This is a genomic window from Streptomyces sp. NPDC037126, from assembly GCF_055605965.1.
The window spans coordinates 94635-108027 of the sequence record NZ_JBVJTD010000015.1 but is presented as its reverse complement, the minus strand read 5'-3'; the positions used below and the strand labels follow the sequence as shown (position 1 = coordinate 108027).

14 protein-coding genes are annotated in these 13393 nt (G+C 70.5%); 5 read left to right on the top strand and 9 right to left on the bottom strand.

All coding sequences use genetic code 11. From position 1 onward, the window contains the following. The first annotated feature begins 8 nt into the window (after positions 1-8). Entirely contained in the window at positions 9-620 is a 612-nt protein-coding gene (locus tag ACZ7FF_RS29090) for an exonuclease (RefSeq protein ID WP_470815692.1), read from the top strand. Here the strand turns inward: ACZ7FF_RS29090 and ACZ7FF_RS29085 are convergent. The 8 genes from ACZ7FF_RS29085 to ACZ7FF_RS29050 form a co-directional block, all read right to left on the bottom strand. Then, positions 574-1197, bottom strand: coding sequence for a TMEM175 family protein (locus ACZ7FF_RS29085; protein WP_470815691.1), 624 nt, complete (start codon positions 1195-1197; stop codon positions 574-576). The two genes, ACZ7FF_RS29090 and ACZ7FF_RS29085, sit on opposite strands and share 47 nt — an antisense overlap. A 67-nt stretch (positions 1198-1264) precedes the next feature. Then, positions 1265-2656 carry a nucleobase:cation symporter-2 family protein gene (locus tag ACZ7FF_RS29080; protein ID WP_470815689.1) on the bottom strand — a complete coding sequence of 464 codons (1392 nt, stop codon included), beginning with the start codon at positions 2654-2656 and terminating at the stop codon, positions 1265-1267. Between the two features lie 221 nt (positions 2657-2877). Continuing rightward, positions 2878-4257, bottom strand: a complete 1380-nt coding sequence (locus ACZ7FF_RS29075) for an 8-oxoguanine deaminase (RefSeq protein ID WP_470815687.1) — start codon at positions 4255-4257, stop codon at positions 2878-2880. Positions 4258-4389: 132 nt separating this feature from the next. Then, a complete protein-coding gene (gene pucL / locus ACZ7FF_RS29070; protein ID WP_470815686.1) occupies positions 4390-5313 on the bottom strand; it encodes a factor-independent urate hydroxylase in 924 nt (307 codons plus the stop codon). Positions 5314-5316: 3 nt separating this feature from the next. After that, positions 5317-5712, bottom strand: coding sequence for a hydroxyisourate hydrolase (uraH, locus tag ACZ7FF_RS29065; RefSeq protein WP_470815684.1), 396 nt, complete (start codon positions 5710-5712; stop codon positions 5317-5319). Positions 5713-5716: 4 nt separating this feature from the next. Next, on the bottom strand, positions 5717-6229 hold the full coding sequence (uraD, locus tag ACZ7FF_RS29060) for a 2-oxo-4-hydroxy-4-carboxy-5-ureidoimidazoline decarboxylase (RefSeq protein ID WP_470815683.1): 513 nt from the start codon (positions 6227-6229) through the stop codon (positions 5717-5719). A gap of 207 nt (positions 6230-6436) precedes the next feature. Further along, positions 6437-6748, bottom strand: coding sequence for a helix-turn-helix domain-containing protein (locus ACZ7FF_RS29055; protein ID WP_470815897.1), 312 nt, complete (start codon positions 6746-6748; stop codon positions 6437-6439). 47 nt (positions 6749-6795) lie between these two features. Then, a complete protein-coding gene (locus ACZ7FF_RS29050) occupies positions 6796-7059 on the bottom strand; it encodes a YkoF family thiamine-binding protein (protein ID WP_470815681.1) in 264 nt (87 codons plus the stop codon). Positions 7060-7221: 162 nt separating this feature from the next. Between ACZ7FF_RS29050 and ACZ7FF_RS29045 the strand changes: the two genes are divergently transcribed. From ACZ7FF_RS29045 to ACZ7FF_RS29030, 4 genes are all read left to right on the top strand, one after another. Further along, entirely contained in the window at positions 7222-8079 is an 858-nt protein-coding gene (locus tag ACZ7FF_RS29045; protein ID WP_470815680.1) for a TIM barrel protein, read from the top strand. A 39-nt stretch (positions 8080-8118) separates the two neighbouring features. Beyond that, entirely contained in the window at positions 8119-9012 is an 894-nt protein-coding gene (locus ACZ7FF_RS29040; RefSeq protein WP_470815678.1) for a 2-hydroxy-3-oxopropionate reductase, read from the top strand. A 170-nt stretch (positions 9013-9182) separates the two neighbouring features. Then, entirely contained in the window at positions 9183-10646 is a 1464-nt protein-coding gene (locus ACZ7FF_RS29035) for a catalase (protein WP_470815676.1), read from the top strand. A 411-nt stretch (positions 10647-11057) separates the two neighbouring features. After that, positions 11058-11291, top strand: a complete 234-nt coding sequence (locus ACZ7FF_RS29030; protein WP_470815674.1) for a hypothetical protein — start codon at positions 11058-11060, stop codon at positions 11289-11291. A gap of 237 nt (positions 11292-11528) precedes the next feature. Here ACZ7FF_RS29030 and gcl read toward each other — a convergent pair whose 3' ends face one another. Next, complete coding sequence (gcl, locus tag ACZ7FF_RS29025) at positions 11529-13316, bottom strand: glyoxylate carboligase (protein WP_470815672.1); 1788 nt, start codon at positions 13314-13316, stop codon at positions 11529-11531. Positions 13317-13393 lie beyond the last annotated feature (77 nt).

Genomic DNA, 13393 nt, shown 5'->3' with positions numbered 1-13393 from the left:
CCGGTCCCATGTCCGCACGACGCGTCCGGCCCAGCCTGTACATCTCCGTCGACATCGAGGCCGACGGGCCGATCCCGGGGCCGTACTCGATGCTCAGCCTCGGCGCGTCCGTCGCCGGCACCCAGGACGCCGACGGGTTCACCGCCGCCGACCCCGAACGGCTGACCTTCTACCGCGAACTGCGCCCGATCTCCGAGGACTTCGTGCCCGAGGCCCTGGCGGTCAGCGGCCTGGACCGCGAGCGGCTGCTCCGTGAGGGTGCCGAACCGGCCGCCACCGCGGAGTTCGGCGTCTGGGTGGGTGAGGTGAGCACGGGCGCGCAGCCGGTGATGTGCGGCTACCCGGCGTCGTACGACTGGACGTTCCTGTACTGGTACCTGATCCGCTTCACCGGCACGAGTCCCTTCGGGCACTCCGGCTGCCTGGACATGAAGACCCTGTACGCCACGAAGGCCGGGGTGCCGCTGCGGGCGGTGGCCAAGGGCACGATGCCCCGGCAGCTGCTGCCGGGGCGCCGCCACACCCACCACGCCCTCGACGACGCGGTCGAGCAGGCCGAGCTGTTCGCCAACCTCATGGCGTGGCCGGGTCCTCGCGGGTCGGCACCGGCAGCTGGTTGAAGCCGTAGTACACGGCGAGCAGGCCGTGCGCGGCGAGGGTCAGCGGCGCGGAGACGAAGGCCAGGCCGACGGTCAGCGGATAGCCCAGGGAACCGAGGGCGAACCGGGCGCGGGTCGCCCGGGCGGCCGCCACGTCCACGCGGGCGTCGAAGAGGTGGCCGGTGCGGGTGAGATGCCACCACAGGGCCTGGAAGGCGAGGGCCATCGCCACCATCACCAGGCTGTACACGGCGGCCGCGGTGTGCGAAGCGGGGCCGCCCTCGCGCAGGTACTCGGCGAGCAGCGCCGTCGGCCAGGGCACCACGGCCACCACCATCAGCACCATCAGGTTCAGGAACATCAGCGTCCGGTCGACCCGGGCGACGAAGCTGAACAGCTGGTGGTGGTTGACCCACATGATGCCGACGACCAGGAAGCTCACCACGTACGCGGCGTACGAGGGCCACTGCGCGCCGAGCGCCTGCCACAGCCCGCCGTGCTCGCCGGTTTTGGGCACCTTGATGTCCAGCACGAGCAGGGTGATGGCGATGGCGAACACCCCGTCGCTGAAGGCCTCGACACGGCCGGACTCGTTCATGTGCCAAGACTGCCGTACGGGGCGGCGCGGGGTACGGCGGTCGCCGCACCCCGCGCCGGTCGCCCGGTCAGTGCACCGGTGCCAGCTCCTCCCCCGACTCCATGGGATGGGTGACGTCCTTCGCCTCGCCGCCCCTGCCGAGGTGATTGAAGACCAGGTTGAGCAGGACGGCGGTGACGCAGCCGGTGGAGATGCCCGAGTCCAGGACGATCCTCGCGGTGTCCGGGAAGGCGTGGTAGAAGCCCGGCGCGGTGATCGGGATGATGCCGACCGCCAGGGACACGGCGACGATCAGGACGTTGTTGTCCTTCTCCAGGCCGGCCCGGACCAGGGTCTGGATGCCGCTCGCGGCGACCGAGCCGAACAGGACGACGCCGGCGCCGCCGAGCACGGGCCGCGGCACGACCGCGATGAGCGAGGCGGCCATCGGGCACAGGCCCATCAGGACCAGGAAGCCGCCGCCGACGGCGACGACGAACCGGCTGCGGATCCTCGTCATGGCCACCAGGCCGATGTTCTGCGCGAAGGCGCTGCACATGAACCCGTTGAACAGAGGGCTGAGGGCGGAGCCGAGGGTGTCGGCGCGCAGGCCGGCCGCGATGGTCCGCTCGTCCGAGGGGCGTTCGACGATCTCGCCGAGGGCCAGCATGTCGGCCGTGGACTCGGTCATCGAGACCACCATCACCACGCACATCGACAGGATCGCGGCGATGTGGAACTGCGGGGCGCCGAAGTGGAAGGGGCTGGGGAAGCCCACCACGTCGGCCTTGGCGACCGGGGAGAAGTCGGTGACGCCGAAGGGGATCGCGATCACGGTGCCGGCGATCAGGCCGAGCAGGACCGCGATCTGCTTCACGAAGCCGCGGGTGAAGCGGCGCAGGAAGAGGACGATCAGCAGGGTGAGGGCGGCCAGGGTGAGGTTGGTCGTCGAACCGTAGTCGTGCGCGCTGGGGTCGGGGCCCTGCGCCCACTCGAAGGCGACCGGCAGGAGCGAGACGCCTATCAGGGTGATGACCGAGCCGGTGACGACGGGCGGGAAGAAGCGGATCGCCTTGCAGAAGACCGGTGCGGCGAGGAAGCCGAGGAGGCCGGCGACCATGACCGCGCCGAAGATCACCGGCAGGGCGTCGGACTTGTCCTTGGCGGAGGCGACGATCGCCGTCATGGGGGCGACACCGGCGAAGGTGACGCCGTTGACGAAGGGCAGCCGGGCGCCGATCTTCCAGAAGCCGAGGGTCTGCAGGAAGGTGGCGAGACCGGCCGTGAACAGGCAGGCCCCGGTCAGGAAGGTGAGTTCGGTGCCGGAGAGGCCTACGGCCGCGCCGACGATCAGGGGCGGGGCGACCACTCCCGCGTACATCGCGGCCACGTGCTGCAGGCCGCTGGTCGCCATCTTGAGGGCGGGGAGTTTCTCGTCCACGGGGTGGACGGTCTTCTCGTCGACGGATTGGGCGGACACGGCGGCTCCTCCGGTCGGTTATACGCGTCGGCTCTGACACGGGTTTCAGGGAGGTGGTGCGCGGCGGTCGTGCGGGACCGGGGGGACCTTTTGAGGGGTCGCGGGACGGAGACCGTTCCGGGGCGCGCGTCGACGCGCGCCCCGGAGACGGCCGCCATGGACCCCGCTCGGGTCCACGGCTGCCGGCCGGGAGCCGTCCCTCCCGGCCGGAGTACTGGGGCTCAGGCCCGGGCGGCGATCCGCGCCAGGCGCCGCGCCTCGTCCCGCGTGGAGCGGGCGACGGCGTCCTCGTCGACGGTCAGCAGGCGGCCGTTCTCGACGATCTGACGGCCGTTGACGAAGGAGGCGGTGACCGGGGCCGCCGCACCGAAGACCAGGGCGGTCACCGGGTCGGCGATGGAGGAGTGGGCGACGGTGTCCAGCTTCCACAGCACCAGGTCGGCGAGCTTGCCGGCCTCCAGGGAGCCGGTCTCGGCCGCGCGGCCGAGGACCTGGGCGCCGCCGTGGGTGCCGAGGCGCAGCGCCTGCCGGGCGTTGAGCGCCGCCTCGCGGTGCGCGCCGAGGCGGTTGATCAGCAGGGCGTTGCGCAGCTCGGTGTGGAGTTCACCGGACTCGTTGGAGGCGGTGCCGTCGACGCCGAGGCCGACCGGGACACCCGCCTTCAGCATGTCGGGGACGCGGGCGATGCCGGCCGCGAGGCGCGCGTTGGAGGAGGGGCAGTGGGCGACACCGGTCTTCGTGCGGCCGAAGGCGGCGATGTCGGAGTCGTTCATGTGGACGCAGTGCGCCATCCACACGTCCTCGCCGAGCCAGCCGGTGGACTCGAAGTAGTCGGTCGGGCCCATGCCGAACAGCTCGTGGCAGAACTTCTCCTCCTCCACGGTCTCGGAGCCGTGGGTGTGCAGCCGTACGCCGAGGCGGCGGGCCAGCTCGGCGCCCTGCCTGAGGAGTTCGGTGGAGACGGAGAAGGGGGAGCAGGGGGCGACGGCGACCTGGGTCATCGCGTCGAAGGAGGCGTCGTGGTGCTCCTTGACGGTGGCCTCGGTCGCGGCGAGCGCGCCCTCAAGGGTCTCGACGGCGAAGTCCGGGGGCAGGCCGCCGTCCTTCTCGCTGCGGTCCATGGAGCCGCGGGCGAGGGTGAAGCGGACGCCCATCTCGCGGGCGGCGCGGATGACGGCGGCGGACAGGTCGCCGGAGCCCTGCGGGAAGACGTAGTGGTGGTCCATGGCGGTGGTGACGCCGCCGCGGGCCATCATCGCGAGCGAGCCCTGGGCCGCCGCGTAGACCATCGGCTCGTCGATGCGCGCCCAGACCGGGTAGAGCGCGACCAGCCAGTTGAAGAGGTTGTGGTCCGTGGCCAGGCCCCTGGTGATCCACTGGTAGAAATGGTGGTGGGTGTTGATCAGACCGGGGGTCACGAGGTGGCCGGTGGCGTCGATTCGGCGTACGACGTTCTCCAGGCCCTCGGGGGCCTTGCCCGCGCCGACCGCCTCGATGCGGTTGCCGGCGATGACGACGTACCCGGAGGCGTACTCGGTGTCGTCGGCGTCGACGGTCGCGATCGAACAGTTCTCGATGACGATGCGCTGGGCTGCTGCCATGATTCGTCCTTTTCGCTCAGTGGACTGAAGTGGGAGGGCACGGCAGGACCCTAGGAGTTTTGAGTGCCGCGGCCGGGGAGCCGTGCGGGGGCGCGTCGCCCCGGCCGCGGGTGCCGAGAGAGGGGGGATTGCTCAGAGGTTGGTGAGATCCACCGGGATCCTCGGCTCGCAGCCGTCCCGGAGGATGGTCGCTTCGATCAGGCCGTAGGGCCGGTCGGCGGCGAAGTAGACCTCGTTGTCGTTCTTGAGCCCGAACGGCTCCAGGTCGACCAGGAAGTGGTGCGAGTTCGGCAGCGAGAAGCGGACCTCGTCGATCTCGCTGCGGTTGTTGATGATGCGCGAGCCCATCTGGTAGAGCGTCTGCTGCAGCGAGAGGGAGTACGTCTCGGCGAAGGCCTGGAGCGCGTGCTTCTTGACCTGCTCGTAGGACTTCTCCCAGTTGGGCATCTTCTGCTCGTCGTCGGTCCAGTTGAACCGCCAGCGGCCGGAGACCGAGGTCGCCAGGATGCGGTCGTAGGCCTCCTGGAGGGTCGTGTACTTGTCCTTGACGTAGCCCCAGAACTCGGAGTTGGTCGAGTTCATCACCGTCAGGTCCTTGAGGCCGGAGATGATCTCCCACTTCTCACCGTCGTAGGTGATCTGGGAGACCCGGGTCTCCTGGCCTTTCCTGACGAACGAGTGCTTGACCTCGTCCGCGCCGATGAACCTGGAGTTGGCGTCGGAGGTCTCGATCCGCTCCCAGGCGTACTCCTCGATCCGGATCCGCGCGACCTTGATCGGCTCCTGCGAGGTGACGAAGTGCCGGGCGAGGTGGATGCCGAACTGTTCGGCGGACTCGATGCCGTGCTCCTTGGCGAACGCGAACACCGTGTTCTTGGTGGTGTCGGTCGGCAGGACGTTGGCGTTGGAGCCGGAGTAGTGGACCTCCTCCATGTCGCCGCTCAGGGCCACGGAGACGTTGAGGTCCTTGATGTGGTGGGTGGCGCCGTCCCGCGTGATCTTTACGACTCGGTTCTCGGCCTTGCCGTACTGGTTCTGTCCCAGGATGGTCGGCATGAGCTAGCTCCCTCGGTAAACGGAGTAGCCGAACGGGTTGAGCAGCAGCGGTACGTGGTAGTGCTCGCCCGGCACGACGGCGAACGTGATCGCCACCTCCGGGAAGAACACGCCCGGTCCGCTGTCCCGATTCGCGGGGGCGTCCTGCTGCGCATCGGCTTGCTTCTTCTCGAAGTACGGTTCGACGGCGAAGTCGAGCCGCACGTGGGTCGTCCCCTCCGGCAGTGCCGGCAGGTCCTTGCACCGGCCGTCGGCGTCGGTCGCGGAGCCGCCGAGCGTCCGCCAGTCCGCGTCCCGTCCCGGGCGGGCGGAGAGGTGGACGGCGACGCCCTCGGCGGGGCGGCCGAGCGAGGTGTCCAGGATGTGCGTGGACACGGAGGCGGTGGTGCTGGTGCTCATGGTGTCAGGCGTCCTCTTCGACGAGTCGGGCCAGGCGGATGCGGTTGATCTTCCCCAGCTCGGTGCGGACGGTCTCCCGCTCCTGCTCCGGCGAGTTCCCGATCCGCTCCTTGACGGCGTCGCGCATCTGCTCGCCGGTCCGGCCGGTGGCGCAGATGAGGAAGACGTGGCCGAACTTCTCCTGGTAGGCCAGGTTGAGTTCGAGCATCTCCGTCCTGAGCTCCTCGGAGGCCCCGGCCATGCCGCGCTGTTCCCGGGCGGAGGTCGGGTCGCCGGGCTTGGGCCGCCCGATCGGCGGGTGCCCGGCCATCGCCTCCGCGAGGTCCGCGGCGGTCAGCTCGGCCGTGGCGGCGTCACTGGCGGCGTACAACTCGTCGGCGGTGGCGTAGGGGCGGGCGGCGATCAGCCGCCGGGCCCACTCGGTGGAGGCGCACGCCTCGTGGAGGGCGGCGAGGGCCGCCGGCTCCTCCGAGTCGTTGAACCGGGCCAGGCCCGGGGGCGTGGAAGTCGAGGTCACGGGAGCCTCCGTGGCCGGTATCGGCCTTCGTGCTGAACGGGCTGCCGATAGCTAACGCCCCCGGAAACGCCACGTCAACACTTTGTTGAAAATTCCGCGTAACAAGCACGGACCCCTCGGGCGCGGGCGCGGGGCCCGCCCGAGGGGCACGGAACCGTACGACCGGGCAGGCACCCGGCGGCGCACCGCCTTCGCGGTGGCGGAGCGCTACGCGCCCTTCTCCCGGTTGAGGTAGTTGTAGACCGTGAAGCGGCTGACGCCCAGCGCGCTCGCCACGGTCTCCACGCCGTGCCGCACGGCGAAGGCGCCCCGCGCTTCCAGTATCCGCACGACCTCCTGTTTCGCCCGGCGGTCCAGATCGGCCAGCGGCCGGCCCTCCTTGCGCTCCATGGCGGCGAGGATGTGGTCGAGGGAGTCGGCGAGCTGGGGCAGGCGCACGGCGACGACGTCGACGCCCTCCCAGGCGAGCACGACGTCCTCGGCCCCGGCCTCGTCCGCCGGGATCATGACGCCGCCCATGGCGTCGACCAGCGGCTTCACGGCCGTGATGAAGGGCTCGTCCCCGCTCACCTATCACCCTCCCCGTCCTGGCCCCCGACCACGTTGACCTGGAGCGAGATCCGGGTGGCGCCGGCCTCCAGGCTCCTGCGCAGCAGCGCGTCCACGGCGGTCAGCACGCGGTCGGACACCCCTTCGGCCGTGTTGCCGAACGGGCCGACGTCGACGGTGTCGAGCCCGGCCGTCTCCAGGACCTCCCGTGCCGCCAGGGCGTGCGCGGGCGCCTCGTCCAGGTCGAAGGGCTCGGTCGTGAACTCCACTTTCAATCGCACGCGCACAACCTAACGCGCGCCACCGGCTTCCGGGACGGCCGAGCGGGGACCGGCTGGCGGACCCCCCTTGACAAGCGCCGACACCCGACGGCAATCTTCCATTAAGCAGAAACGAACTTCCGTAATACGGAATATCGACCCACGGAAGGGAGCGCGGCCCGAATGCCAGGTTCTGGATCGAGCACAGCCGCAGACCAGCGCTTCAACGTCAACCTGTCGATCCTCTTCACGGAACTCCCGCTGCTGGAGCGCCCCGCGGCCGCCGCCGCGGCGGGCTTCACGGCGGTCGAGCTGTGGTGGCCCTGGGTCGACTCCCCCACCCCCGAGCAGTCCGAGCTCGACGCCCTGAAGAAGGCGATCGAGGACGCGGGCGTCCAGCTCACGGGGCTGAACTTCTACGCCGGACAGCTGCCGGGCCCGGACCGCGGCGCCCTGTCGATCCCGGGCGAGGAGTCGGAGAGGTTCCGCGCCAACATCGACGTGGCCGCCGACTTCGCCGCCTCTCTCGGCTGCCGGGCGCTCAACGCGCTCTACGGCAACCGGGTCGAGGGGGTGGACCCGGCCGAGCAGGACGCGCTCGCTCTGGAGAACCTGGTCCTCGCGGCCCGCGCCGCCGACCGGATCGGCGCGATCCTCCTGATCGAGGCGCTCAACCGGCCCGAGTCGCCGAAGTGCCCGATCGTGAGCGCCCCCAAGGCGATCGAGATCGTGGACAAGGTCAACGCGGCGACCGGCCTCGGCAATGCGAAGTTCCTGATGGACCTGTACCACCTGTCGATGAACGGCGAGGACCTGCCGTCGGTGATCGAGCGGTACGCGGCCAGGACCGGCCACGTCCAGATCGCCGACAACCCCGGCCGCGGCGCCCCCGGGACGGGTTCGCTCCCGCTCCAGGAGCTGCTCGGCCTGCTGGGGAAGGCCGGTTACGACGGCTGGGTCGGCCTGGAGTACAAGCCCGGCGACCGCCCGAGCGCCGAGTCCTTCGAGTGGCTCCCGCGCGAAGCGCGCGCCGCGCGCTGAACCCCTGACTCCGCAGAGCAGTAGAGAGGCACCCCCATCATGAGCAACACCCTCCCCAAGATCGCCTGGATCGGCCTCGGCATCATGGGCTCCCCCATGTCCGAGAACCTGATCAAGGCGGGTTACCAGGTCACCGGCTTCACGCTGGAGCAGGAGAAGCTGGACCGCCTGGCCGCCGCCGGCGGCACCGTCGCCGCCTCGATCGCCGAGGCCGTGCGCGACGCCGACGTGGTGGTCACGATGGTGCCCGCGTCCCCGCAGGTCGAGGCCATCGCCTACGGCCCGGACGGCATCCTGGAGAACGCCCGCCGGGGCGCCCTGCTGATCGACATGTCCTCGATCACCCCCCAGACCTCCGTGGACCTCGCCAAGGCCGCCGAGGCCAAGGGCGTCCGGGTGCTCGACGCCCCGGTGTCGGGCGGTGAGGCCGGTGCGATCGAGGCCGTGCTGTCGATCATGGTCGGCGGTGCGGGGGCCGACTTCGAGCAGGCCAAGCCGATCTTCGACGCCCTCGGCAGGACCATCGTGCTGTGCGGCCCGCACGGCTCCGGCCAGACCGTGAAGGCGGCCAACCAGCTGATCGTCGCCGTGAACATCCAGGCGTGCGCCGAGGCCGTGGTCTTCCTGGAGAAGTCGGGCGTGGACCTGAAGGCCGCGCTGGACGTCCTCAACGGCGGCCTCGCGGGCTCCACCGTGCTGACGCGCAAGAAGGACAACTTCCTGAACCGCGACTTCAAGCCGGGCTTCCGCATCGACCTGCACCACAAGGACATGGGCATCGTCACCGACGCCGCCCGCAACGTCGGCGCGGCCCTGCCGGTCGGCGCCGTGGTCGCCCAGCTGGTGGCCAGCCTGCGCGCCCAGGGCGACGGCGGCCTGGACCACTCGGCGCTGCTGCGGGCCGTGGAGCGCCTGTCCGGCGCGCAGGTCTGAGCCGACCCCAAGCCTCCGGGCGGCGCCGTCGCCGACACCTGTCCTGTCGCGCCCAGGCGCCGGCGCCGCCCGGATTCGATTTCAACAAACTGTTGACGTTCAGATTACCCCCTCCTAGGCTCCACAAAGCGGAAGAATATTTCCGCTGCCACCCGCACGGAAGGTCCACGATGTCGCAGCGCGTGCTCACGACAGAGTCCGGCGCCCCGGTCGCCGACAACCAGAACTCAGCCTCGGCCGGCGTAGGCGGCCCGCTCCTGATCCAGGACCAGCAGCTCCTGGAGAAGCTCGCGCGCTTCAACCGCGAGCGCATCCCGGAGCGCGTGGTGCACGCCCGTGGCTCCGGCGCGTACGGCCACTTCGAGGTGACGGACGACGTCACCGGCTTCACCCACGCCGACTTCCTGAGCGAGATCGGCAGGCGGACCGAGGTGTTCCTGCGCTTCTCCACGGTCGCCGACTCCCTCGGCGGCGCGGACGCCGTCCGCGACCCGCGCGGCTTCGCGGTGAAGTTCTACGCCGGGGAGGGCAACTACGACCTCGTCGGCAACAACACCCCGGTGTTCTTCATCAAGGACCCGATCAAGTTCCCCGACTTCATCCACTCGCAGAAGCGCGACCCGTTCACGGGCCGTCAGGAAGCGGACAACGTCTGGGACTTCTGGGCGCACGCCCCCGAGGCCACGCACCAGATCACCTGGCTGATGGGCGACCGCGGCATCCCGGCGTCGTACCGGCACATGAACGGCTACGGCTCGCACACCTACCAGTGGACGAACGCCCAGGGCGAGGCCTTCTTCGTCAAGTACCACTTCAAGACGAACCAGGGCATCCGCTCCCTGAGCGCCGAGCAGGCCGCGGAGATCGCGGGCAGCGACCCCAACTCCCACCAGACGGACCTGCTGCAGGCGATCGAGCGGGGCGTGCACCCGTCCTGGACCCTGTACGTCCAGCTGATGCCGGCGGCCGAGGCGGCGGACTACCGCTTCAACCCGTTCGACCTGACCAAGGTCTGGCCGCACAAGGACTACCCGCTGCAGCGCGTGGGCCGCCTGGTCCTGGACCGCAACCCCGACAACGTCTTCGCCGAGGTCGAGCAGGCCGCGTTCTCCCCGAACAACTTCGTTCCGGGCATCGGCCCCTCCCCCGACAAGATGCTCCAGGGCCGCCTCTTCGCCTACGCGGACGCCCACCGCTACCGCCTGGGCGTCAACCACACCCTGCTGCCGGTGAACTCCCCCAAGGCGGTCCCCGGGGGCGCCCGGAACTACGGCCGCGACGGCTACATGGCCTTCAACGCCCAGGGCCGCCAGGCCAAGAACTACGAGCCGAACTCGTACGACGGCCCGGTGGAGACCGGCCGCCCCCTGTCGGCCCCGCTGGCCGTGTCGGGGTACACGGGCGCCCACGAGGCCCCGCTCCACACCAAGGACGACGACTTCTTCCAGGCGGGCGAGCTGTACCGCCTGATGTCGCAGGAGGAGAAGTCCCGTCTCGTCGCGAACATCGCCGGCGGCCTCTCGCAGGTCTCCCGCGACGACGTGATCGAGAAGAACCTGGCCCACTTCCACGCCGCCGACCCCGAGTACGGCAAGCGCGTGGAGGAGGCGGTCCGCGCCCTGCGCGAGGACTGAACTCCAGGAACCCGCAAGCAGCGTACGGAGCCTGACGGGAGGTCATGATCTCCGCACGCGGCCCGCGCGGCACGCCGGACGGCCCGGATGAGGGGTGGCCGGTCGGCGAGCGCGCGGGCAGGGCGAGGACCGCGGCGGCGTGCGAGCCAGTGCGGTGGTGAAGGAACCGAGTGCCCTTCTCGACCAGAGGGAAGCGGCCACCCGGCTCCGTCGCACCCACCGCGGTCCCACCCAGCCCCCTCCCGGGGGCCCACCCGCCCCGTCCGGCGGCGCGAACGACCTGTCGCGCCCAGCCTCGCGCCGTCGGACGGCCATCACCCGGACACGAAGCGCTCCCCCGGCCAGGGGGAGCGCTTCGTGCTGTCCGGGCCCCGGCGTGCGGGGCCGCCGCATCCGCAGGACTCTGAACACATGGGCAATCCGACGCAGTACCCGCACATCGTGGTCCACTCCCCGGCCCTGGACGGCTCCCGCCGGGTCACCGAGGGGGAGGTGACGCTGGGGATCGCATCGCACCTGGACGACGTCGTGGAGATCCTGCGCCTGGCCGACCTGGACCGGATCGAGGTCGAGGAGAGCGATCTCATCGAGTGGCAGGGCGGCGGGCCCGACGACTGGCCCGGACTCTCGGAGCACGAGCTGTAGCGGCCGCGTGCACGGCGGCGGCCGCGGGACCCGCCGCGCCGTGCTCGCAGGACGCTCCGAAAGGCGGAGCGGACGCTTGGGAGCGCCCGGGGACGGGGCAGATCACGTGCACACGGGACCCGCCGGCACGGGGCGGCGGGCCCCGTGGAGGGCACGACGGGGGGCGGGGGACACTGCGGGGGACGCGAAAGGGCGGCCCGTCCGTGGGGACGGGCCGCCCTCGGCGTGCGGGGAGGGTCAGACCTTCAGCGGCTTGAGCGACGTCGGCGCGTGGCCGGGCTCGGTGGCCAGATCCTCGAACTCGGAGATGTCGCTGATGTCCATGGTGCGGCTCATCGAGATGTTGGTGATCCGCTCCAGGATCGCCTCGACGACGACCGGCACCCGGTACTCGGCGGCCAGCTTCTTCGCCTGCTCGAAGGCCGCGCCCAGCTGCCCCGGCTCGGTGACCCGGATGGCCTTGCAGCCCAGGCCCTCGGCGACCTTGACGTGGTCCACGCCGTAGACACCGATCTCCGGCGTGTTGATGTTCTCAAACTCCAGGTTGACCTGGAAGTTGATGTCGAGGCCGATCTGCGCCTGCCGGATCAGGCCCAGGTAGGCGTTGTTCACCAGGACGTGGACGTAAGGGATCCTGTGCTGTGCGGCGACCGCCAGCTCCTCGATCATGAACTGGAAGTCGTAGTCGCCGGAGAGCGCGACGACCGGGGCGTCCGGGTCGGCCTTGGCGACGCCGATCGCGGCCGGGATGGTCCAGCCGAGCGGGCCCGCCTGGCCGCAGTTGATCCAGTGGCGCGGCTTGTAGACGTGCAGCATCTGCGCGCCGGCGATCTGGGAGAGGCCGATGGTGGTGACGTAGCGGGTGTCCGGGCCGAAGGCCTTGTTCATCTCCTCGTACACGCGCTGCGGCTTCATCGGCACGTCGTCGAAGTGCGTACGGCGCAGCAGCGTGGCCCTGCGCTCCTGGGTGGAGGCGACCCAGTCGGCGCGGTCGGGCAGCCTGCCCACCGCCTTCAGCTCCCTCGCGACCTCGACGAACAGCTCCAGGGCGGCCCTGGCGTCGGAGACGACCCCGTAGTCCGGCGGGAAGATCTTGCCGATCTGGGTGGGCTCGATGTCGACGTGGACGAACTTGCGCTCCCCGCGGTACACGTCGAGCTTGTAGCCGGTGTGGCGGTTGGCCCAGCGGTTGCCGATGCCGAGGACGAAGTCCGACTCCAGGAAGTTGGCGTTGCCGTAGCGGTGCGAGGTCTGCACGCCGACCATGCCGGCGTTGAGCTCGTGGTCGTCGGCCAGCGCGCCCCAGCCCATCAGGGTCGGGATCACCGGGGTCTGGGTCAGCTCGGCGAACTCCACCAGCAGGTCGCAGGCGTCGGCGCCGATGACGCCGCCGCCGGCCACGATGACCGGGCGCTCGGAGGCGAGCAGGAAGGAGATCGCCTTCTCGATCTGGGCGCGGGTCGCGGCCGGCCGGTAGACCGGCAGCGGCTCGTACGTCTCCGGGTCGAACTCGATCTCGGTCTGCTGGACGTCGATCGGCAGGTCGATCAGGACCGGGCCGGGCCGGCCGGAGCGCATCAGGTGGAAGGCCTGCTGGAAGACGCCGGGGACCTGCGCGGCCTCCAGGACGGTCACCGCCATCTTCGTCACCGGCTTGGCGATCGAGGCGATGTCGACGGCCTGGAAGTCCTCTTTGTGGATCACGCTGGTGGGCGCCTGGCCGGTGATGCACAGGATCGGCACGGAGTCGCCGATGGCCGAGTACAGGCCGGTGATCATATCGGTGCCGGCCGGGCCGGACGTGCCGATGCAGACGCCGATGTTCCCCGGCTTCGTCCGGGTGTACCCCTCGGCCATGTGCGAGGCACCCTCGACGTGGCGGGCGAGGGTGTGGTGGATGCCGCCGCCCTCCTTGAGGGCCTTGTAGAACGGGTTGATCGCGGCGCCCGGCACACCGAAGGCGTCGGTGACGCCCTCGCGCCTGAGGATCTCAACTGCCGCGCGGGCAGCGGTCATACGGGCCATCGAGTACTCCTGCTTCGGCTGTCGGATGCGTACTCCCGTCGCGCCCCGCGGTGAGCACAGTCTCCAGCTTGTCGATC

Coding starts and splice junctions, on each gene's coding strand:
- ACZ7FF_RS29090 (WP_470815692.1), top strand. CDS start 9: ATGTCCGCACGACGCGTCCGGCCCAGCCTGTACATCTCCGTCGACATC.
- ACZ7FF_RS29075 (WP_470815687.1), bottom strand. CDS start 4,257: ATGGCAGCAGCCCAGCGCATCGTCATCGAGAACTGTTCGATCGCGACC.
- ACZ7FF_RS29045 (WP_470815680.1), top strand. CDS start 7,222: ATGCCAGGTTCTGGATCGAGCACAGCCGCAGACCAGCGCTTCAACGTC.
- ACZ7FF_RS29035 (WP_470815676.1), top strand. CDS start 9,183: ATGTCGCAGCGCGTGCTCACGACAGAGTCCGGCGCCCCGGTCGCCGAC.
- ACZ7FF_RS29040 (WP_470815678.1), top strand. CDS start 8,119: ATGAGCAACACCCTCCCCAAGATCGCCTGGATCGGCCTCGGCATCATG.
- pucL (WP_470815686.1), bottom strand. CDS start 5,313: ATGCCGACCATCCTGGGACAGAACCAGTACGGCAAGGCCGAGAACCGA.
- ACZ7FF_RS29055 (WP_470815897.1), bottom strand. CDS start 6,748: ATGGGCGGCGTCATGATCCCGGCGGACGAGGCCGGGGCCGAGGACGTC.
- uraH (WP_470815684.1), bottom strand. CDS start 5,712: ATGAGCACCAGCACCACCGCCTCCGTGTCCACGCACATCCTGGACACC.
- ACZ7FF_RS29030 (WP_470815674.1), top strand. CDS start 11,058: ATGGGCAATCCGACGCAGTACCCGCACATCGTGGTCCACTCCCCGGCC.
- ACZ7FF_RS29085 (WP_470815691.1), bottom strand. CDS start 1,197: ATGAACGAGTCCGGCCGTGTCGAGGCCTTCAGCGACGGGGTGTTCGCC.
- gcl (WP_470815672.1), bottom strand. CDS start 13,316: ATGGCCCGTATGACCGCTGCCCGCGCGGCAGTTGAGATCCTCAGGCGC.